Source organism: Rhodococcus rhodochrous (assembly GCF_014854695.1).
Taxonomy (GTDB): Bacteria; Actinomycetota; Actinomycetes; order Mycobacteriales; family Mycobacteriaceae; genus Rhodococcus.
On the sequence record NZ_CP027557.1, the window covers coordinates 1162998 to 1182350 of the forward strand.

The 19353-nt window shown below is 68.8% G+C and carries 17 protein-coding genes; 10 read left to right on the plus strand and 7 right to left on the minus strand.

What is annotated here, in order from left to right; translation table 11 throughout:
- Positions 1-867: an Fpg/Nei family DNA glycosylase gene (locus tag C6Y44_RS05525; RefSeq protein ID WP_159416503.1), complete on the minus strand. Its 867-nt coding sequence runs from the start codon at positions 865-867 to the stop codon at positions 1-3.
- 73 nt (positions 868-940) lie between these two features.
- On the opposite strand from C6Y44_RS05525, the gene C6Y44_RS05530 reads away from it, so the two are divergent.
- From C6Y44_RS05530 to C6Y44_RS05540, 3 genes are read left to right on the plus strand one after another with little or no spacing between them, the layout of a single operon-like run.
- Positions 941-1741, plus strand: coding sequence for a thymidylate synthase (locus C6Y44_RS05530; RefSeq protein WP_159416502.1), 801 nt, complete (start codon positions 941-943; stop codon positions 1739-1741).
- Positions 1741-2226, plus strand: coding sequence for a dihydrofolate reductase (locus C6Y44_RS05535; protein ID WP_159416501.1), 486 nt, complete (start codon positions 1741-1743; stop codon positions 2224-2226). Before C6Y44_RS05530 ends, C6Y44_RS05535 begins: the two co-directional genes overlap by 1 nt.
- A gap of 35 nt (positions 2227-2261) precedes the next feature.
- Positions 2262-2588, plus strand: a complete 327-nt coding sequence (locus C6Y44_RS05540; protein ID WP_059381704.1) for a cupin domain-containing protein — start codon at positions 2262-2264, stop codon at positions 2586-2588.
- A 58-nt stretch (positions 2589-2646) separates the two neighbouring features.
- Here C6Y44_RS05540 and C6Y44_RS05545 read toward each other — a convergent pair whose 3' ends face one another.
- Together C6Y44_RS05545 and C6Y44_RS05550 are read right to left on the minus strand one after the other, a co-directional pair.
- Entirely contained in the window at positions 2647-4173 is a 1527-nt protein-coding gene (locus C6Y44_RS05545; RefSeq protein ID WP_159416500.1) for a carboxylesterase/lipase family protein, read from the minus strand.
- A gap of 55 nt (positions 4174-4228) precedes the next feature.
- On the minus strand, positions 4229-5452 hold the full coding sequence (locus tag C6Y44_RS05550; protein WP_159416499.1) for a hypothetical protein: 1224 nt from the start codon (positions 5450-5452) through the stop codon (positions 4229-4231).
- 59 nt (positions 5453-5511) lie between these two features.
- Between C6Y44_RS05550 and C6Y44_RS05555 the strand changes: the two genes are divergently transcribed.
- From C6Y44_RS05555 to C6Y44_RS05565, 3 genes are all read left to right on the plus strand, one after another.
- Entirely contained in the window at positions 5512-6171 is a 660-nt protein-coding gene (locus tag C6Y44_RS05555) for a TetR/AcrR family transcriptional regulator (RefSeq protein ID WP_159416498.1), read from the plus strand.
- Between the two features lie 4 nt (positions 6172-6175).
- Positions 6176-7798, plus strand: a complete 1623-nt coding sequence (locus C6Y44_RS05560; RefSeq protein WP_159416497.1) for an acyl-CoA dehydrogenase family protein — start codon at positions 6176-6178, stop codon at positions 7796-7798.
- Between the two features lie 96 nt (positions 7799-7894).
- A complete protein-coding gene (locus C6Y44_RS05565; RefSeq protein WP_174246926.1) occupies positions 7895-8686 on the plus strand; it encodes an FAD:protein FMN transferase in 792 nt (263 codons plus the stop codon).
- A gap of 19 nt (positions 8687-8705) precedes the next feature.
- Here the strand turns inward: C6Y44_RS05565 and pgi are convergent, their stop codons facing one another.
- On the minus strand, positions 8706-10343 hold the full coding sequence (pgi, locus tag C6Y44_RS05570; RefSeq protein WP_159416496.1) for a glucose-6-phosphate isomerase: 1638 nt from the start codon (positions 10341-10343) through the stop codon (positions 8706-8708).
- A 121-nt stretch (positions 10344-10464) separates the two neighbouring features.
- On the opposite strand from pgi, the gene C6Y44_RS05575 reads away from it, so the two are divergent.
- Positions 10465-11916 (plus strand): NAD-dependent succinate-semialdehyde dehydrogenase, encoded by a 1452-nt coding sequence (locus C6Y44_RS05575; protein ID WP_026061403.1) that lies wholly within the window; start codon positions 10465-10467, stop codon positions 11914-11916.
- Positions 11917-11995: 79 nt separating this feature from the next.
- Here the strand turns inward: C6Y44_RS05575 and C6Y44_RS05580 are convergent, their stop codons facing one another.
- Positions 11996-12331, minus strand: coding sequence for a chorismate mutase (locus C6Y44_RS05580; RefSeq protein WP_120281645.1), 336 nt, complete (start codon positions 12329-12331; stop codon positions 11996-11998).
- Between the two features lie 234 nt (positions 12332-12565).
- On the opposite strand from C6Y44_RS05580, the gene pcrA reads away from it, so the two are divergent.
- The gene (pcrA, locus tag C6Y44_RS05585; protein WP_120281646.1) at positions 12566-14944 is read left to right on the plus strand and encodes a DNA helicase PcrA; all 2379 of its coding nucleotides are present in this window, start codon (positions 12566-12568) and stop codon (positions 14942-14944) included.
- Positions 14945-15055: 111 nt separating this feature from the next.
- Here pcrA and C6Y44_RS05590 read toward each other — a convergent pair whose 3' ends face one another.
- On the minus strand, positions 15056-16045 hold the full coding sequence (locus C6Y44_RS05590; RefSeq protein WP_404817784.1) for a M23 family metallopeptidase: 990 nt from the start codon (positions 16043-16045) through the stop codon (positions 15056-15058).
- 442 nt (positions 16046-16487) lie between these two features.
- Here C6Y44_RS05590 and sucC point away from each other — a divergent pair, with 442 nt between their 5' ends.
- Both sucC and sucD read left to right on the plus strand, forming a co-directional pair.
- Positions 16488-17657 (plus strand): ADP-forming succinate--CoA ligase subunit beta, encoded by a 1170-nt coding sequence (sucC, locus tag C6Y44_RS05595; protein WP_120281647.1) that lies wholly within the window; start codon positions 16488-16490, stop codon positions 17655-17657.
- A 16-nt stretch (positions 17658-17673) separates the two neighbouring features.
- The gene (sucD, locus tag C6Y44_RS05600; protein WP_120281648.1) at positions 17674-18576 is read left to right on the plus strand and encodes a succinate--CoA ligase subunit alpha; all 903 of its coding nucleotides are present in this window, start codon (positions 17674-17676) and stop codon (positions 18574-18576) included.
- Between the two features lie 82 nt (positions 18577-18658).
- Here the strand turns inward: sucD and C6Y44_RS05605 are convergent, their stop codons facing one another.
- The gene (locus C6Y44_RS05605) at positions 18659-19282 is read right to left on the minus strand and encodes an IMPACT family protein (protein ID WP_120281649.1); all 624 of its coding nucleotides are present in this window, start codon (positions 19280-19282) and stop codon (positions 18659-18661) included.
- Positions 19283-19353: the final 71 nt, after the last annotated feature.

Consider the following 19353-nt stretch of genomic DNA (forward strand, 5'->3'; position numbering starts at 1 on the left):
CTACTTCAGCAGGCGGGACATCCGCCGGTCGGCGAGGACCTTCCCTCCGGTCTGACAGGTCGGGCAGTACTGGAACGAACGATCGGTGTAGGAGACCTCGCGGATGGTGTCGCCGCACACCGGGCACGGCTCACCGGTGCGTCCGTGCACGCGCAGCCCCGACCGTTTCTCGCCCTTGAGGCGCGCCGCGTCCTGCCCGACCGAGCGCGTGACGGCATCGGTGAGAACCGACCGCATCGCCCCGTACAGGGCCGTCACCTCGTCATCGGTGAGCTTTCCGGCGGTCGCGAACGGCGACTGCTGAGCGACGTGCAGGATCTCGTCGGAATAGGCGTTGCCGATGCCCGCGAGAACCTTCTGATCGGTGAGCAGCGTCTTGAGGCGTGAGGTGCTGTCGGTCAGGAGCTCGGCGAACTCGTCGCGGGTGAAGGCGAGCGCGTCGGGGCCGAGGCGGGCGATGCCGGGCACCTGCTGCGGATCGTCGACGACCCAGACCGCGAGGCGCTTCTTCGTGCCGGCCTCGGTGAGATCGAAGGCCGGTGTCGTCGCGTCGGGGGCGAACAGGTGCACGCGGAGGGCGAGCGGACCGCGACCGAGTTTCGGGGGAGTGTGCGACGGTTCGTCGAGCCAGCGCAACCAGCCGCCGCGGGACAGGTGCGTGATCAGGTGCAGCCCCGAGCAGTCGATCGCGAGGAACTTGCCGAAGCGCGCCGCTCCGGTGATGTCGCGTCCCTGCAGCGCCGTAATCGGCGGGTCGGCCGTCTGCAGCACGCTCAGCGCCGCGACGTCGATGCGTCCGACGACGCTGCCGACCGCGTGCTCGCGCAGGAACACCGCAAGTGCTTCCACCTCGGGGAGCTCGGGCATGGGAACAGGCTACGGTCGCCGGGCCGTTCGCGGGTGGCGACGGACACCATCACGTCACCGATAGACTGCGCTCGTGACTGTGTCGACGCCCTACGAAGACCTGCTGCGCCTGATCCTCGAGACCGGCGCGGAGAAGGCCGACCGTACCGGAACCGGCACGCGGAGCCTGTTCGGCCACCAGATGCGCTTCGATCTGTCCGAGGGCTTCCCGTTGATCACCACGAAGAAGGTGCATCTGAAGTCCATCGTCTACGAGCTGCTGTGGTTCCTGCGCGGCGACTCCAACGTCAAGTGGCTGCAGGAGCACGGCGTGACGATCTGGGACGAGTGGGCCGCACCCGACGGCGATCTCGGCCCGGTCTACGGCGTGCAGTGGCGCTCGTGGCCGACCCCCGACGGGCAGCACATCGACCAGATCGGCCAGGTGATCGAGACCCTGCGCAACAATCCCGACTCGCGGCGCATCCTCGTCTCGGCGTGGAACGTGGCAGAGCTCGACAGGATGGCGCTCATGCCGTGCCACGCCTTCTTCCAGTTCTACGTGGCCGACGGCAAGCTCAGCTGCCAGCTCTACCAGCGCAGCGCCGACATGTTCCTCGGCGTGCCGTTCAACATCGCCAGCTACGCGCTGCTCACCCACATGGTCGCGCAGCAGACCGGACTCGAGCCGGGAGAGTTCATCTGGACCGGCGGCGACTGCCACATCTACTCGAACCACATCGAGCAGGTCACCGAGCAGCTCACCCGCGATCCGTATCCCTACCCGACGCTGAAGCTGCACCCACGCGACTCGATCTTCGACTACCGCTACGAGGACGTCGAGGTCGTCGGTTACCGGCACCACCCCGCGATCAAGGCGCCGGTGGCCGTCTGATGGGGGATGTCACCCTCGTCTGGGCCCAGGCACGCGACGGTGTGATCGGCCGCGACAACACCATTCCGTGGCACATCCCCGAGGACATGGCGTTCTTCAAGGACGCCACGATGGGCAAGCCGGTGATCATGGGCCGGCTCACCTGGGACTCGCTCCCGGTGAGATTCCGGCCGCTGCCGGGACGCCGGAACATCGTCGTCACCCGCAACGTCGAGTGGTCGGCCGAGGGCGCCGAGACCGCGATGAGCCTCGAGGACGCGTTGACGCTCGCCGGCGAGGACGAGGTCGTCGTGATGGGCGGGGGCCAGATCTACGCGCAGGCGATGCCGTTCGCGACTCGGCTGCTCGTGACCGAGGTCGACCTCGACGTCGTAGGAGATGCGACCGCACCTCCGATCGGGCCCGAGTGGGCGGCGGAACCCGGGGAATGGATGACGTCCACCAAGGGAATCAGGTTCCGCTGGATCCGGTACGCGCGAAGCTGAGTTCTCGCGGCGGCATCTGAGCGATACTGCGGTACATGGACAAGCTCTCGTTGACCGCCCTGGCACGGCAGCAGCTCAAACTCGCAGCGGCGTCCAGCAGCGGACGCAGCTCCCAGACGGTTTTCGGTGGGCATACCAAGCACCTGCGGCAGACCGTCGTCGCGTTGCTCGCCGGCCACGAACTCGGCGAGCACGACAGCCCCGGCGAGGCGACCCTGCAGGTGCTGTCGGGTCAGCTCCAGCTCGTCGCGGGCAACGACGTGTGGAAGGGTTCGGCGGGCGACATGATCATCATCCCGCCGGTCCGGCACAGCGTCAGCGCCATCGAGGACGTCGCCTTCCTGCTCACCGTCGCCAAATAGCGGCGCTCATTGCACGCACCGAGTAGCGGTGCTCATTGCACGCACCGAGTAGCGGTGCTCATTGCACCGGTGCCGGAGCGGTGTACCCGCGGTAGCCCTCCCACGCGAGTCGGCGCTCGCGACGCGGATCGTGCTCGATGTGCGTGACCTCGTCGAAAATCACTGTCGCGCGGCCCTTCTCGTCGTAAGGCGGCCACGACGGCAGTGGTTCACCGTGCCGGGCCACGTTCAGCCACTGGCGCTGCATCACCCCGGCGACCGTGCGCAGGCCGCGTCGCCCACCGAGTGCGGTGAGCGCCCGCCCGAGCGGTTCGCCGGTCTGGTCGAAGACCGCGAGCAACTCCACAGCGTGCGTCGCGTCGAAACCCGTCCACCGCAGCAGTCGCGGCGCGAGATCGAAGCGGTACATGAAGGTCGGCGCGAAACGCGAATGCGCCTGCGCGATCTGCACGGACGGATACCAGAAGGTGAGATCGCCGCCGAGATCGATCGCGGCACGCTCGTCCGGATATCCCGGGTAGACCGCCGTGATGCGATCCTTCGCCTCCGGATCGGTCGCGGCGAACAGTGCGTCGATCCGCCGCGGGTTCGTCGGCAGCGCGTCGAGGAACTTCGGGAACAGTGCGCCCTCGCGGTCGTTCGTCCCGAGCACGAGCGGAACGGGATGCGCCGCGCCCGTCTCGTACGCCTCGAGCGGCTGGAGCGGAACGAAATCGCCGTCGACGACCGGACCGAAGGGATGCAGACCGGGGGTCGCGCGCAGCACCTGCGCCCCGAGTCGCGATCCCACCCGCCCGAGTTCGACGGGGGAGGCGTCGAGCAGCGCCCGCGCCGCGGTATCCGGGTCGGCACCGAGCAGTTCGACGAACTTCCGGCCCCATTCGGCAGAGCGGTCGGAGGTGACGACGAGATTCGGCGCCGGGCTCTGTGCGATCGCGGCGGAGAACAGTCCGCGCGCGGCGGGTGTCGCGAGCAGGGTCGTCACCGAGGTGCCGCCGGCGGACTCGCCGAAGATCGTCACGTTGTCGGGGTCCCCGCCGAAGGCCGCGATATTGCGCTGCACCCATTCGAGCGCCGCCACCTGGTCGCGCAGACCGAGATTGGAATCGAATCGGACCGAATCGGTGGAGAAGGATCCGAAGTCGAGATAGCCGAGCGCTCCGAGGCGGTAGTTGATCGACACGTAGACGACGTCGCCGCGTCGGACCAGCGACTCGCCGCCGTAGACCGACAGGGCACTCGTGCCGAGGGTGAAGGCGCCGCCGTGGATGAACACCATGACCGGTCGCGGTGCATGGACCCGACCGGCGGGGGCGAGCACGTTGAGGGTCAGGCAGTCCTCGTCGGGACGCACGCGCACCCCGCGACGACCGGTCTCGGCGTAGCGCGGACGCTGCGGGGCGGCATTGCCGAACTGCGTCGCATCGCGCACCCCCGTCCAGGGCTCGACCGGTTGCGGCGCGCGCAACCGCAGCGGACCGACCGGGGGAGCGGCGTAGGGGATGCCGCGCCAGGCGAGGAGGTCGCCGAGCCGGGTGCCGCGGACGGTCCCGTCTGCGAATGTGACGTGGGTCTCGGGCGTCATGCTCCGCACTGTACGTGACGGCGCGTCACGGTAGCCGCCGCATCCACCGTCGAGGTCACCAGGAGTAGGCCTCGAGTCCCCGATCTGCGAGCTCGGCCCGGACGTAGGTGCGCAGCGTCGCGGCGTCGGGGAAGCGGTCCTCGTCGAGGGCGACGAACGCGAGGGTGTACCGCTCGTCGGTGTGGCAGGCGTACACCGACAGGCGGGTCGCGGTGCGGGCCGGCCGGGTGTCGAGTCCCGGGTGCATGGCGCGCATCGCGATCCCGGTGGTGCGGTACGGGCCCAGCGTGGTGAGTTCGCGGGGCACTGCGCCGATGTTGGAACACAACAGGTCCCGCTCACCGGCACCGCGCGCGACGCGGGCGGCGATCCGGTCGGGCAGGAGCTGCAGGATATCGGCCGGCATGTTGTGCGGCGCGCCCTCCCGCGGCTGCGAGTAGGCGTGCGCGGCGCGGGCACGGATCGACGCGACGGTGTCACCGTCGTCGACGGTGATCCCCACCATCGACACGCCGTTGGAGACGGTTCCGTCCTTCCGGTCGTCGACCGGAACGGAGATGCGCACGGGGAACGGGATCCGGGCGCGTCGAGCGACACCGGCGGACACGGCGATCAGCAGGGCGTTCGGGCTGCCGTCCTCCGCGGCGGCGACGGCCCTCCACTGCGCCGCGTCGACGTCGACGAGCGCGGTGCGCGGTCGCGAGCGCACCGTCTGCGGAGCGGACGGTTTCTCCGTGCGGGGCGTGTACTTCACGCGGCGCAGCCCGCTGCCGACCTTCCGGAACAACTGCATCGCATCGCGCAGGTCGGACTGGCGACCGGAGTCGGGTCGTCGCGGCCGGTCGGCGAGCGCGTCGGCGACGGCGCGGACGAATCCGCGCGCGTCGGTCAGCACGTGCGAGCACACGATCGACAGTGCGGTGCCGCCGCTCGTGAGTCGGGTCGCGGCGAGGGCCCAGCCGGGACCGAGCTCGGGATCGACGTCCACGTTCGCGTGCTCGTCGGCCCAGTCGAGGAGCTCGTCGTCGGGGATGGGGGTCGCGGGATAGCGCAGCGGATGGACGTGCGTGTTCGGTTCGAATCGGGGGCGTGCGCCGGGAACCCGGGGACGGACCACGCGACGCCCGAGCGGGCCTTCGGACAGCACGTCGTGAAGGGACAGCAACAGGGTCGCGTCCACGGTCTCGTCGGTGCGCCACAGACCCTGCATCACCGACGGCAGGCCGGTTCCTTTGTGGCGGTGGAGGAACATCTCGTCCACGACGCTCAGGCGATTCACAATCCCGACCGTAGCGCCGACCGTTGACCGAAGCACTGAACCGAGGTTCAATCCTTGGTGTGGCGTACCGGCGGACACCCGCAGTGCAGGAGCGACTCGACGCGCAGCGCGAGGCGATCGCCGCTGCCGCCGTGGCTCTGCTCAGCGAGCGCGGATACAGCGGACTGTCCGTCTCGGCGGTCGCCGAACGGGCCGGTGTCGCCACCGGCAGCGTCTACCGGCACTACGTCGACAAGTCCGATCTCATGGTGCGGATCTTCCGGGAACTGTGCGGCCGGGAGGTCGAGGCCGTGACGTCCGCGGCCGCAACCGGATCCGGTGCCGACCGGGTGACCGCGGTGGTCGACACCTTCTCCCGGCGTGCGCTGCGCAATCCCACCCTCGCCTACGCGCTGCTCGCCGAACCGGTCGACGCAGCGGTCGACGTCGAACGGCTCGTGCTGCGCCGCGCCTTCGCGGCGGCCTTCGCGAACGCCGTGCGCCACGGCATCGCAACCGGTGAATTTCCCGAACAGGACGTCGAACTCACCGCCGCCGCGCTCGTCGGGGCCGTCGGTGAGGTACTCACCGGCCGCCTTCCCGGCGCGGCCGACGGTCGCCATTGCGCCGCGGCCGATGGTCGACATTGCGACAGCGCGGCCGGATCCACTGTCCCCGACCTCGTCGCGCTCGCACTGCGCGCGGTGGGGTACCTGTCTTCCGGAACGACCCAGGAGTGAAGCCGTGAATTTCCCCGCCACCCACGAGGTGTTCAATCAGGTACCGGACCTCGAGCCCTACGGGGCCGCCGACGACCCCGCCCTCCTCGAAGGACTGCGCCGCGAAGGAGCGAGCTGGGCCGAGGACGAGGTCCGCGAACTCGGCGCCCTCGCCGGCACTGCCCGTGCCCAGGCCTGGGGGCGGCTCGCCAACGAGTACCCGCCCGTGCTGCACACCCACGACCGCTACGGCCACCGCGTCGACGAGGTCGAGTTCCATCCGCACTGGCACGACCTGATGACCGTCGCCGTCGAGAACGGCCTGCACGCGGCACCCTGGCGCGACTCGCGTCCCGGCGCGCACGTCGCCCGCGCCGCGAAGTTCTACGTGTGGGGCCACACCGACGCCGGGCACATGTGCCCGATCTCGATGACCTACGCCGCGGTCCCGGCGCTGCGCCACAACGCCGAACTCGCCGAGCGCTACGAGCCGCTGCTGGCCGCGCCGCACTACGACTTCGGGCTGCGCGAACCCTCCACGAAACGCGGTCTCATCGCGGGGATGTCGATGACCGAGAAGCAGGGTGGTTCCGACGTCCGCGCCAACACCACCACCGCGACCCCCAACGCGGACGGTTCGTACACGATCGTCGGGCACAAGTGGTTCACCTCCGCGCCGATGTCCGACCTGTTCCTCACGCTCGCGCAGACCGAGCACGGACCGTCGTGCTTCCTGCTCCCGCGTGTCCTGCCCGACGGCACCCGCAACGCGATCCGCATCCAGCGGCTGAAGGACAAGCTCGGCAACAAGTCGAACGCCTCCTCCGAGATCGAGTACGAGAACGCGATCGGCTGGCTCGTCGGCCCGGAAGGTCGCGGCATCAACACCATCATCGAGATGGTGAACATGACGCGACTCGACTGCGTCATCGGCTCGGCCGTGAACATGCGGGTCGCGACGCTGCGCGCGGTCCACCACGCCCGCCATCGGAAGGCGTTCGGCGCGGTGCTCGTCGACCAGCCGCTCATGCGCAACGTGCTCGCCGATCTCGTCGTCGAATCCGATGCGGCGACGACGATGATGATGCGTCTGGCCGGAGCCACCGACCGCGCCGCCGGAGACGAGCAGGAAGCCGCCCTGCGCCGCATCGCGCTGGCCGTCACCAAGTACTGGGTGTGCAAGCGGGCTCCCGCGGTCGCCGCCGAAGCTCTCGAATGTCTCGGCGGCAACGGCTACGCCGAGGAGTCCGGCATGCCGCGGCTCTATCGCGAGTCGCCGCTCATGTCGATCTGGGAAGGATCCGGCAACGTCGCGGCACTCGACGCATTGCGCGCCATGGCCCGGCAGCCCGGCACCGTCGAGGCGTTCTCCACCGAGGTCGGGCTCGCGGAAGGAGCCGATCCGCGGCTCGACTCGGCCATCGCCCGGGTCGGCAAGGAACTCACCGACCTCGAGGACGCCGAGTACCGGGCACGGCGGGTCGTGGAGCTCATGGCCCTGGTCCTGCAGGGCGCGCAGCTCGTCCGGCACGGGCATCCCGCCGTCGCGGAGGCCTTCTGCCGCAGCCGGCTCGACGACGACTGGGGCATCGCGATGGGCACACTGCCGACCGGCGTGGACACCGCCGCGATCCTCGACCGGGTCTGACGGCGCGGGTCCGATCGTGCGGCGCTGTCACCTGTCTCAGGTCGCGGGCATACTGGAATACGTCCTGCGAGGAATCGACTACGGGTGGAGCCCGTCATGATCGGCAGCAACGAATGGTGGGAGTGGGGTCGGCAGATCGCACTCGCGGTGACCGAGCCGCATGCACTGCACCGTGCCCGCATGATCGTGCGCGGCGTCGTCGCCGAGTCCGAGGCGGTGAGCGACAGCCGCCGGGGCGACGCCGAGATCCACTCCGTCAACCTCGCGCAGGGCACTCCGGTCACGATGAGCCCCCGACTGGCCTCGATGGTGCGGTCGGCGCTGTGGGCGGCCCGCATGACGGGCGGGGCCATCACCCCGGTCGACTCCGACGACGCCTCCGTCGATGCCGGAGCCATCCCGCCGATCCATCCCATCCCCACCTACCGCGACGTGCAGATCGACGGAGACGTCGTGCTCGCTCCCTTCGGGGTGAGCCTCGAACTCGGTGCGACGGCCGTGGCCGATACCGTCGACTACTCCGCGGCGCTCGTCGCGAACCTGCTCGAATGCGGGGCGCTCGTGCGCATCGGCGACGTGATGGCCACCGCGGGGCACGCGCCGGCCGGGGGATGGCAGGTGCCGCTCCCGGATCGAGGGTCGGTCGAACTGCCGGCCGGATCGGCCATGGCGTCGCACACCAGCGACGTCGCCGACCCCGAGCGGTGGCGTCTCGTCAGCGTCATCGCTCCCGACGCGGTGTGGGCCGATGCGGCCGCGGCGACGGCGTTGCAGCGGGGGATCGGAGCCCTGTCGTGGCTCGAGCAGTACGACCTGCCGGCGCGTCTCGTCGATACGCACGGACGGGTCCGGACCACCACGGCCTGGTCCGATCCGAAGGCTGCTTGATCTCTCGAGCAGGATGCGGTCAGGCTCCGTCGCGGAGGTTGCGGTAGACCTCGATCAGATGGTCGGTGGACGCGTCTCCGGTATCGGGGGTCTCCTGGCCGGCGAGCACCGTCTGCAGGGCGGTGGCCTGGGTCTTGCCGAGCTCGACACCCCACTGATCGAACGAATCGATCCCCCACACGATGCCCTGGACGAAGGTCTGATGCTCGTAGAACGCGATGATCTGCCCGACCACCGACGGGGTCAGTTCCGGGGCGAGGATCGTCGTCGACGGCCGATCGCCGGGCATCACCTTGTGCGCCACCACCGCCTCGTCGACGCCTTCGGCACGCACCTCGTCGGCATCGCGGCCGAAGGCGAGGACTTTGGCCTGGGCGAACATGTTCGCCAGCACCAGCACCTGCATGCTGGTCTGCCCGTCGCGGGCCGGCAGATCGTCGCCGCAACGGGCCAGGCCGAGGAAGTCGACGGGGACGATCTCGGTGCCCTGGTGCAGCAACTGGAAGAAGGCATGCTGGCCGTTGGTACCGGGCTCGCCCCAGAACACCTCCCCGGTGGGGTAGCTGACCGGTGTGCCGTCGGCGCGCACGGACTTGCCGTTCGATTCCATCGTCAGCTGCTGCAGATAGGCCGGCAACCGCGCCAGATCCTGCGCATAGGGCACCACCGCGCGCGAGCGATAACCGAGGATGCTCGCATTCCACACCCCGATCAACCCCGCCAACAGCGGTGCGTTCTGCGCCGGGTCGGCGGTGGCGAAGTGGTCGTCGATGGCGTGCATGCCGGCGAGGAACTCGCCGAACCGCTGCCGGCCGATGGCGCACATGACCGCCAGCCCGATCGCCGAACCCACCGAATAACGCCCACCGACCCAGTCCCAGAATTCGAACATGTTCGCCGGGTCGATGCCGAACTCGACCACCCGCTCCGTGTGCGTCGACACCGCCACGAAATGCTGGGCGACGGCGTCTTCGCCCAATGTGTCGACGAGCCAGCGGCGCGCGGCGGTGGCGTTCGACAGGGTTTCGAGGGTGGAGAAGGTTTTCGACGCGACGATGAACAGTGTGGTGGCCGGGTCCAGATCGGCCAGCGCCGCGGTCAGATCGGCGGGGTCGACGTTGGAGACGAACCGCGCCGCCGGCCCGTCGTGAAAACGCCGCAGTGCGCCGGTGACCATTGCCGGGCCGAGATCGGAGCCGCCGATGCCGATGTTGACCACCGTGGCGATCTTCTCGCCGGTGGCGCCGCGCCAGTCGCCGCTGCGGAGGCGGTCGGTGAACTGGCCCATCCGGTCGAGCACGGCGTGGACGTCGGCGACGACATCGATCCCGTCCACGATCAGTGCCGCATCGCGGGGCAGGCGCAGGGCGGTGTGCAGCACCGCGCGGTCCTCGGTGACGTTGATGTGCGCACCCGAGAACATCGCCTCCCGAGCCGCGGCGATCCCCGCGGTGTCGGCGAGTTCCAGCAAGGCATGCAGGACGGGGGTGTCGAAACGCTGCTTGCTGAAATCGATGACCAGATCCCCGGCAGGGACCGTCAACGCCGAGACCCTCTCGGGTTCGGAGGTGAACAACTGCCGCAGCGACACCGATTCGAGCCGGTCGCGATGGTCTTCCAGAGCTTTCCACGGTGCCGTTGCGGTTACGTCGCTCATGTCGTCGACAGTAGTGCGCCCCGACACGGTGCGCCCGGTGTGCGACTGTGTGCCCCGGTGTGTGACGAAGGGATCCCTCGGTTTCCCGCAGCGAGCGACCGCGGCGCGCATGATGGGGCATATGGATGCTGCAGAACTGATTCGGTCCGTCCCCACCGACCTGTTCCTCGGCGGTGAATGGGTGGCGGCCGAGAACGGAGCCACCTTCGGAGTCCACGATCCTGCGACCGGCGACGAACTCACCCGCGTCGCCGATGCCGCGCCCGGTGATGCCCTACGGGCCCTCGATGCGGCCGTCGCAGCCGGTCCGGAATGGGCCGCGACCCCGCCGCGCGAACGCGCCGAACTGCTGCGGGCCGTGTGGCAGAAGATCACCGAGCGCGCCGACGACTTCGCGCTGCTCATGACGCTCGAGATGGGTAAGGCGCTGCCGGAGAGCCGATCGGAGGTGACCTACGGTGCCGAATTCCTGCGATGGTTCTCCGAGGAGGCGGTTCGCATCGCCGGTCGCTACACGCCCGCCCCGGCCGGCACCGGACGCGTTCTCGTGACGAAACAACCGGTCGGTCCCTGCCTGGCGATCACGCCGTGGAACTTCCCCCTCGCGATGGGAACCCGCAAGATCGGTCCCGCCCTCGCCGCGGGATGCACGATCATCGTCAAGCCCGCGTCCGAGACACCCCTCACGATCCAGCTGCTCGCGCAGCTCTTCGACGAGGCAGGACTGCCCAAGGGTGTCCTGTCGGTGCTGCCGTCCTCGCATGCCGGGGAGGTCACCGGTCCGCTCCTCGAAGATCCCCGGCTGCGCAAGCTCACCTTCACCGGCTCCACCGAGGTCGGGCGCATGCTCGCCGAGAAGGCCGGTCGTTCGCTGCTGCGCACCTCGCTCGAACTCGGCGGCAACGCGCCGTTCGTCGTCTTCGAGGACGCCGATCTCGACGCCGCGGTCGAGGGCGCGGTGGCAGCCAAGCTGCGCAACGGGGGAGAGGCCTGCACGGCCGCGAACCGCTTCCACGTCCACAATTCGGTGCGCGACGCCTTCGTCGCCAAGCTCACCGAACGCATGGCGTCGTACAAGCTCGGGCCGGGAACGGACCCCGACGCGACGCTGGGTCCCCTGGTCAACGAGAACCAGAAGAAGACCGTGATCGAACTCGTGCAGGACGCGGTGTCGGCGGGCGCTTCGGTGCGCCTGGGCGGTGAACCCGCGGACGGACCGGGATGGTTCTACCCGGCCACCGTCCTCGACGACGTGCCGAAGCAGGCCCGCATCCTGCAGGAAGAGGTGTTCGGGCCGGTCGCGGCCGTCACCGGCTTCGACACCGAGGAGGAAGCGCTCGCGGCGGCGAACGACACCCGCTACGGGCTCGCCGCCTACATCTTCACGCGCGACCTCGACCGGGCCCTGCGCGTGTCGCATGCGCTCGAAACGGGCATCGTCGGCGTGAACCGCGGTGTCGTCTCGGATGTCGCGGCCCCGTTCGGCGGAATCAAGGATTCCGGGCTGGGACGCGAGGGCGGTACCGAGGGCATCGAGGAATTCCTCGAGACCAAGTACATCGCCCTGCAGTAGAGGAACTCAGCGATGGCCGGGACGGCCCGCCGTCGGTGACTCGGACGGCCCCGCCGTCAGTGATTCGGACGGCCCGCCGTCAGTGACCCAGGCGGCCACGCCCGAGGCGGAGCAGCAGCATCGCCAGGGTGTGGCCTTCCTGGCCCAGCTCGCTGAACCGCTCGAGGACCTTCATCTCGCGGCTGTGCACGAGACGGGTACCGCCGGACGCCATGCGGGTACGCCCGATCATGCGGGAGACCTCGGTGCGGCGCTTGACCGCGGCCAGGATCTCGGCGTCGAGACGATCGATCTCCTTGCGGAGCTCCTCGATCTCGGCCTCGGTGGGCACTCCGGTGTCGTCGGCCGCGGCCGGTGTTCCGGCGTTCGCCTGGCCCGGCTCGCCGGAAAGGGAAGAATCGATGTGCGTGCTCATGTCGTCTCCTCGCATCTGCTCTGAAGGATCGCCCGTATGGGAGCGGCTGTTACCGGTATCGGGTCGGGCCGGCGGTCGGGAATCGACAGCGACAACCGGAACTCGATCCGAGCGTGCAAAGGACAGAAGACATGGACTCCAGTTTGCCACTCACCCTGCAGGCCCTGCCACTCGGCTTGATCGACTGTGTGGTCCGGATCCGTTGTCCGAACGGTCCGGTAGTTTGGTGAAACGATGAACACTCCCGTCGCGCTCGCAAACTCCCGCCCCGGATCCGATGCTCTTCTCGAAGGGCTCAATCCGCAGCAGCGGGAAGCGGTCACGCACGAAGGGGCCCCGCTGCTGATCGTCGCGGGCGCGGGCTCCGGCAAGACTGCGGTGCTCACCCGTCGCATCGCCTATCTGCTGGCCGAGCGCGGCGTCGTCCCTGGTCAGGTGCTCGCCATCACCTTCACCAACAAGGCCGCGGCCGAGATGCGCGAGCGGGTGGCGGCCCTGGTGGGGCCGCGCGCGAATGCAATGTGGGTCTCGACCTTCCACTCGAGCTGCGTCCGGATCCTGCGCGCGCAGGCGGGTCTGCTCCAGGGCATGAATTCGAATTTCACAATCTACGACGCCGACGATTCCCGTCGTCTGCTCACGATGATCGCGAAGGATCTCGAACTCGACAGCAAGAAGTACTCCGCCCGGTTGCTGTCCACACAGATCTCGAACCTCAAGAACGAACTGATCGGACCGGAGGAGGCCGCCCACGAGGCGGAGACCGATTCGGCGGCCACCGAACTCACCCGCGTCGTCGCCCGGGTCTACGCGCACTACCAGCAGCGCCTGCGCACGGCGAACGCCTTCGACTTCGACGATCTCATCGGCGAGACGGTGGCGTTGCTGCAGGCGCACCCGCAGGTCGCCGAGTACTACCGACGCCGGTTCCGTCACGTGCTGGTCGACGAGTACCAGGACACCAACCACGCGCAGTACGTGCTGGTGCGCACCCTCGTGGGCGATCCGGAGGAGGAATCCGCCGTCCCCCCGAGCGAACTGTGCGTGGTGGGCGACGCCGACCAGTCGATCTACGCCTTCCGCGGCGCCACGATCCGCAACATCGAAGAATTCGAGCGCGACTATCCGCAGGCCCGCACGATCCTGCTCGAACAGAACTACCGCTCCACCCAGAACATCCTGTCGGCGGCCAATTCCGTCATCTCCAAGAACACGGGTCGCCGCGAGAAGCGGCTGTGGACGGATTCGGGCGAGGGCGAACTCATCACCGGTTACGTCGCCGACAACGAGCACGACGAGGCGCGCTTCGTCGCTGCCGAGATCGATCGGCTCGTCGACGGCGGCGACACCACCTACTCCGACATCGCGGTGTTCTACCGCACCAACAATGCCTCCCGCGCGTTCGAGGACGTCTTCATCCGGCACGGTGTGCCCTACAAGGTCGTCGGCGGTGTGCGGTTCTACGAGCGCAAGGAGGTGCGCGACATCGTCGCGTACCTGAAGGTGCTCGACAACCCCGACGACACGGTGAGTCTGCGCCGCATCCTCAACACCCCTCGTCGCGGTATCGGCGATCGCGCCGAGGCGTGTGTGGCGGTGCACGCCGAGCGGCTCGGCGTCAGCTTCGGGCAGGCCCTCGTCGACGCCGCAGCCGGCAAGGTCGCGCTGCTGAACACGCGGGCGCAGAAGGCGATCGCCGGTTTCGCCGAGATGATGGACGATCTGCGGGCGATGCTCGTCGCGAGCGACGCCGACGGCAACGACATGGTCGACATCGGAGACGTCGTCGAGGCGATCCTCGAACGTACCGGATACAGCGCCGAGTTGTCGGCGAGCGACGACCCGCAGGACGGCGCCCGTCTCGACAATCTCCACGAACTCGTCAGCGTGGCAAGGGAATTCAGCGCCGACGTCCGCAACGCTGCCGGGATCGTCGACGACGAACGCGAAGAGGGCGATCCCGAACCGGGATCGCTCGCGGCGTTCCTCGAGAAGGTCTCGCTCGTCGCCGACGCCGACCAGATCCCGGAGAACGAGGCCGGTGTGGTCACGCTGATGACGTTGCACACCGCGAAGGGCCTCGAGTTCCCGGTCGTCTTCGTCACCGGTTGGGAGGACGGCCAGTTCCCACACATGCGTGCCCTGGGTGATCCGGCCGAACTGTCCGAGGAGCGGCGACTCGCGTATGTCGGCATCACGCGCGCCCGGCGTCGTCTCTATCTCACGCGCGCCGTGCTGCGGTCGTCCTGGGGTCAGCCCCTCACCAACCCGGAATCCCGCTTCCTGCAAGAGATCCCGCAGCACCTCATCGACTGGCGGCGTCTCGAGCCCACACCCGCGCGCGGGCAGGCGATCGGCTCGGGCACCGGTTCGCGGTTCGGTGCGGGTGAGCGGCGCGGTTCGTCGGGCACACCGAGTTTCGGTGCGGCGCGCGGACGCAACAACCAGCTGGTGCTCGATGTCGGCGACCGCGTCAGCCACGACAAGTACGGTCTCGGAACGGTTCTCGAAACTCGGGGCTCGGGCCCCACGGCCACCGTCGTGATCGACTTCGGCAGTGCCGGCAAGGTGCGGCTGATGCTCGTCGGCGGTGTGCCGATGATCAAGCTGTGATGCCCTGAAAGCCTGTGGCAGGCGCGGATTCGCACGAAAGAGCGGGTCCGCGCCGAAACGGGGAAGAGGGTGGAACGGGACGCAGCGCCGAACGTACGGCGGCGAGGTCGGTCAGTCGCGCTGGATGCCGAGGGCGATACCGCGGGTGGCGAGCCACGGGACGGGGTCGATCTTGTCGACGCCGTTGAGGTGCACCTCGAAGTGCAGGTGCGGGCCCGTGGAGAAACCGCGGTTGCCCATGGTGGCGATCTGGTCGCCGGCCATGACGTGCTGACCCACGGTCACCAGCGACTGGTCGATGTGCCCGTACACGGTGACGGTGCCGTCGGTGTGGAGGAGCCGGACCCACATGCCGAAGCCGGAGGCCGGACCGGAATCGATGACCTCACCGTCGGCGACCGCGAGGATCGGGGTTCCGATGGGACCTGCGATGTCGACGCCGGCGTGGAGGGTGCCCCAGCGGGCGCCGAAGTTCGAGGTGAACGATCCCACGGCGGGGAGGACGAAGAGGGGGCGACGGGCCGCGGCCTCGCGCGCAGCGCGTTCCTCGCTGAACCGCTGGCCCTTGGCCAGGAGATTCGAGAACTGCGACAGGTCGTTCGGGTCGGCGATGTTGAGCACCTGCGGGGCCTGCGAGGGCTGGGCGTCGGCGCTCGGCGCGAACTGCGCTGCCTGGGGCACTGCGGTGGCCGTGATGATCGAAGAATCGGCTTCGCCGGCGGCGAGAGCGACCTCGGAGTGCTCGGTGTTCTGTCCCGGACCGCCGTTGGCTGCGGCCTGACCCGCGGCGACCACGGCGCCTGCGGCGACCGCGAAGACCGCGGCGCGACCCTTGAGGGCGGTGGGGGGAGTGGGAAGTCGATGGGCTCCACCGCGGGATGCGGGAGCGGTGACGTCGGTGCTCTCGTCGGGACGGTCCTGCGCGAAACGGTTGTCGCGGACTGCGTGCCCGAAAGAGTCGGAGTAGTAGGTGGGCTCGGGACCGGGGCCGGTGTTGCGGAAGTCCATCGTGGCGGCTTCCCAGGCGTTCCAGTCTTCGGGTGCCGATTCGGGACGGCGGATTCGGCTCTCGGCACTCGGGTTACCAGAGCGCATCGCCATCCTCCGTTCGTGACCTCATCGTTACTTCGACCAGGCGACGGTAACGAAGCGATCGCAGGGGTGGCAAGCCGTAGTTCGTCCGGCGGACGTTATGTGAGTGGCATCACAGTGCAAACCGGGGCAAATTGGGACATGCCCCAGCGGGCGGCGTCCCAAACACTGTTTTCCGACATGTCACGAGTCCGTTGCGCCGCGTTCGCGCGGGATCCGGTGTCGGCGGGCCAGGGGGTACCTGTCATCCTGAACCGAGTGCTCCGCTCGAACGTGGCGTCGGCCACGTCCCGGGAGGGGAACTGCGAAGTCGTTCCCGGACCTACGCGCGCGTGACCTGTGCCACATGGGACTGCCGCGCGTGATCCGCGGCCCGGCCGAGAAACTAGAGTCCGAAACGGCCCGCTCGATACCCCGGAGCGGGCGTGAACGCAGACGAGACGGTGAGCAGATGGATCTCTTCGAATATCAGGCGAAGGAACTCTTCGCCAAGCATGACGTGCCGACGTCGGCCGGCCGTGTTACCGACACTGTCGCCGGTGCCCGCGAGATCGCGGAAGAAATCGGCAAGCCGGTGATGGTCAAGGCCCAGGTCAAGGTCGGCGGCCGCGGCAAGGCCGGTGGCGTGAAGTACGCCGCCACCGCAGACGACGCGCAGACCCACGCCGAGAACATCCTCGGCCTCGACATCAAGGGTCACATCGTCAAGAAGCTCCTGGTCGCCGAGGCCAGCGACATCGCGGAGGAGTACTACATCTCCTTCCTGCTCGACCGCACCAACCGCACCTACCTGGCCATGTGCTCGGTCGAGGGCGGCATGGAGATCGAAGAGGTCGCCGCCACCAAGCCGGAGCGCCTCGCCAAGGTTGCCGTCGACGCCGTCAAGGGCGTCGACCTCGCGTTCGCGCGCGAGATCGCCGAGAAGGGTCACCTGCCCGCCGAGGTCCTCGACGCCGCGGCCGTGACCATTCAGAAGCTGTGGGAGGTCTTCGTCAAGGAAGACGCTCTCCTCGTGGAGGTCAACCCCCTCGTCCGCACCCCGGACGACCAGATCCTCGCCCTCGACGGCAAGGTCACCCTGGATGCCAACGCCGACTTCCGTCAGCCCGGCCACGCCGAGTTCGAGGACAAGGACGCCACGGATCCGCTCGAGCTCAAGGCCAAGGAGAACGACCTCAACTACGTCAAGCTCGACGGCGAGGTCGGCATCATCGGTAACGGCGCCGGCCTGGTCATGTCGACCCTCGACGTCGTCGCCTACGCAGGCGAGAAGCACGGCGGCGTCAAGCCCGCCAACTTCCTCGACATCGGTGGCGGCGCCTCCGCAGCCGTCATGGCCGCCGGTCTCGACGTCATCCTGAACGACGCCCAGGTCAAGAGCGTGTTCGTCAACGTCTTCGGTGGCATCACCGCGTGCGACGCGGTCGCGAACGGCATCGTCAAGGCCCTCGAGATCCTCGGCGACGAGGCCAACAAGCCGCTGGTCGTCCGCCTCGACGGCAACAACGTCGACGAGGGTCGCCGCATCCTCGCCGAGGCCAACCACCCGCTGGTCACGGTCGTCGCCACCATGGACGAGGCTGCCGACAAGGCGGCCGAACTCGCCTTCGCAGCGAAGTAAAGGGACACACAGAACAATGGCAATCTTCCTTACCAAGGATTCCAAGGTCATCGTCCAGGGCATCACCGGCGGCGAGGGCACCAAGCACACCGCGCTCATGCTCAAGGCCGGCACCCAGGTCGTCGGCGGCGTGAACGCCCGCAAGGCCGGCACGACGGTCTCGCACACCGACAAGGACGGCAACCCGGTCGAGCTCCCCGTCTTCGGCTCCGTCGCCGAGGCCATCAAGGAGACCGGCGCCGACGTCTCGATCGCGTTCGTTCCCCCGGCCTTCTCGAAGGACGCCATCGTCGAGGCCATCGACGCGGAGATCCCGCTGCTCGTGGTCATCACCGAGGGCATCCCCGTGCAGGACTCCGCCTACGCCTGGGCCTACAACGTCCAGAAGGGCAACAAGACCCGCATCATCGGTCCCAACTGCCCCGGCATCATCACCCCGGGTGAGGCGCTCGTCGGCATCACCCCGGCGAACATCGCCGGCAAGGGCCCGGTCGGCCTCGTCTCCAAGTCGGGCACCCTGACCTACCAGATGATGTTCGAGCTGCGCGAGTACGGCTTCTCGACCGCCATCGGCATCGGCGGCGACCCGGTCATCGGCACCACCCACATCGACGCCATCGAGGCGTTCGAGAAGGACCCGGAGACCAAGGTCATCGTCATGATCGGCGAGATCGGCGGCGACGCCGAGGAGCGCGCGGCCGATTACATCAAGGCCAACGTGACCAAGCCGGTCGTAGGCTACGTCGCGGGCTTCACCGCTCCCGAGGGCAAGACCATGGGCCACGCCGGCGCCATCGTCTCGGGCTCCTCGGGCACCGCTCAGGCCAAGAAGGACGCTCTCGAGGCGGCCGGCGTGAAGGTCGGCAAGACGCCGTCCGAGACCGCTGCGCTCGCTCGCGAGATCCTGCAGTCGCTCTGACAGCAGCGTCACCTTCCGTGCGCGCCTTCCGGTGGCTCCGGCCATCGGGAGGCGCGCACGCGCTTTTCCGGTGTGGATCCGGTCAGATGTCGATCCAGTCGACTCCCGCGGGTTCGAGTTCGCCCGCCCCGGACGTCAACGACGCCACCCACCCCTCCAGTTCGCTCCGCTCGCGCCCGGCGACGGTGAGGACGACCCGGTCCGCATAAGCGACGTCGAGCACCGCGACCCCGCGCCCGCGCAGTTCCGCCTCCACGCGACCCGCCTCGCCGTGATCGATCGCGAGGGTGAACTTCTCCTGCTGCCTGCGCTCGACGAGGGGCGCCTCGTCCAGTGCCGTCGCGACCGCACCCGAGTACGCGCGCACCAGCCCGCCCGCGCCGAGCTTGATCCCCCCGAACCACCGGGTCACCACCACCGCGACGTTCACGAGATCCCGGTGGTGCAGGACCTGCAGCATCGGGATGCCGGCCGTGCCGCCCGGCTCCCCGTCGTCGCTCGACCGCTCGGCACGCGCCGCCGGGGCGTCACCCACCACGAACGCCCAGCAATGGTGTCGGGCATCGGGATACAGTCGGCGTTGTTCGTCGACGAAGGCGAGCGCGGCGTCGGCCGTGTCGACACGACGAACCGCCGCGAGGAAACGCGAGTGCTTCACCTCCGTCTCGACCACGACGTCGGGGCCCGGGGCGAGAGTGTGCGGCATGGACCCCATTCTCTCGGGTAGTCCCTAGGCTGTTGACTGCAGGACGAGTGACCGACACACACCGATCGACG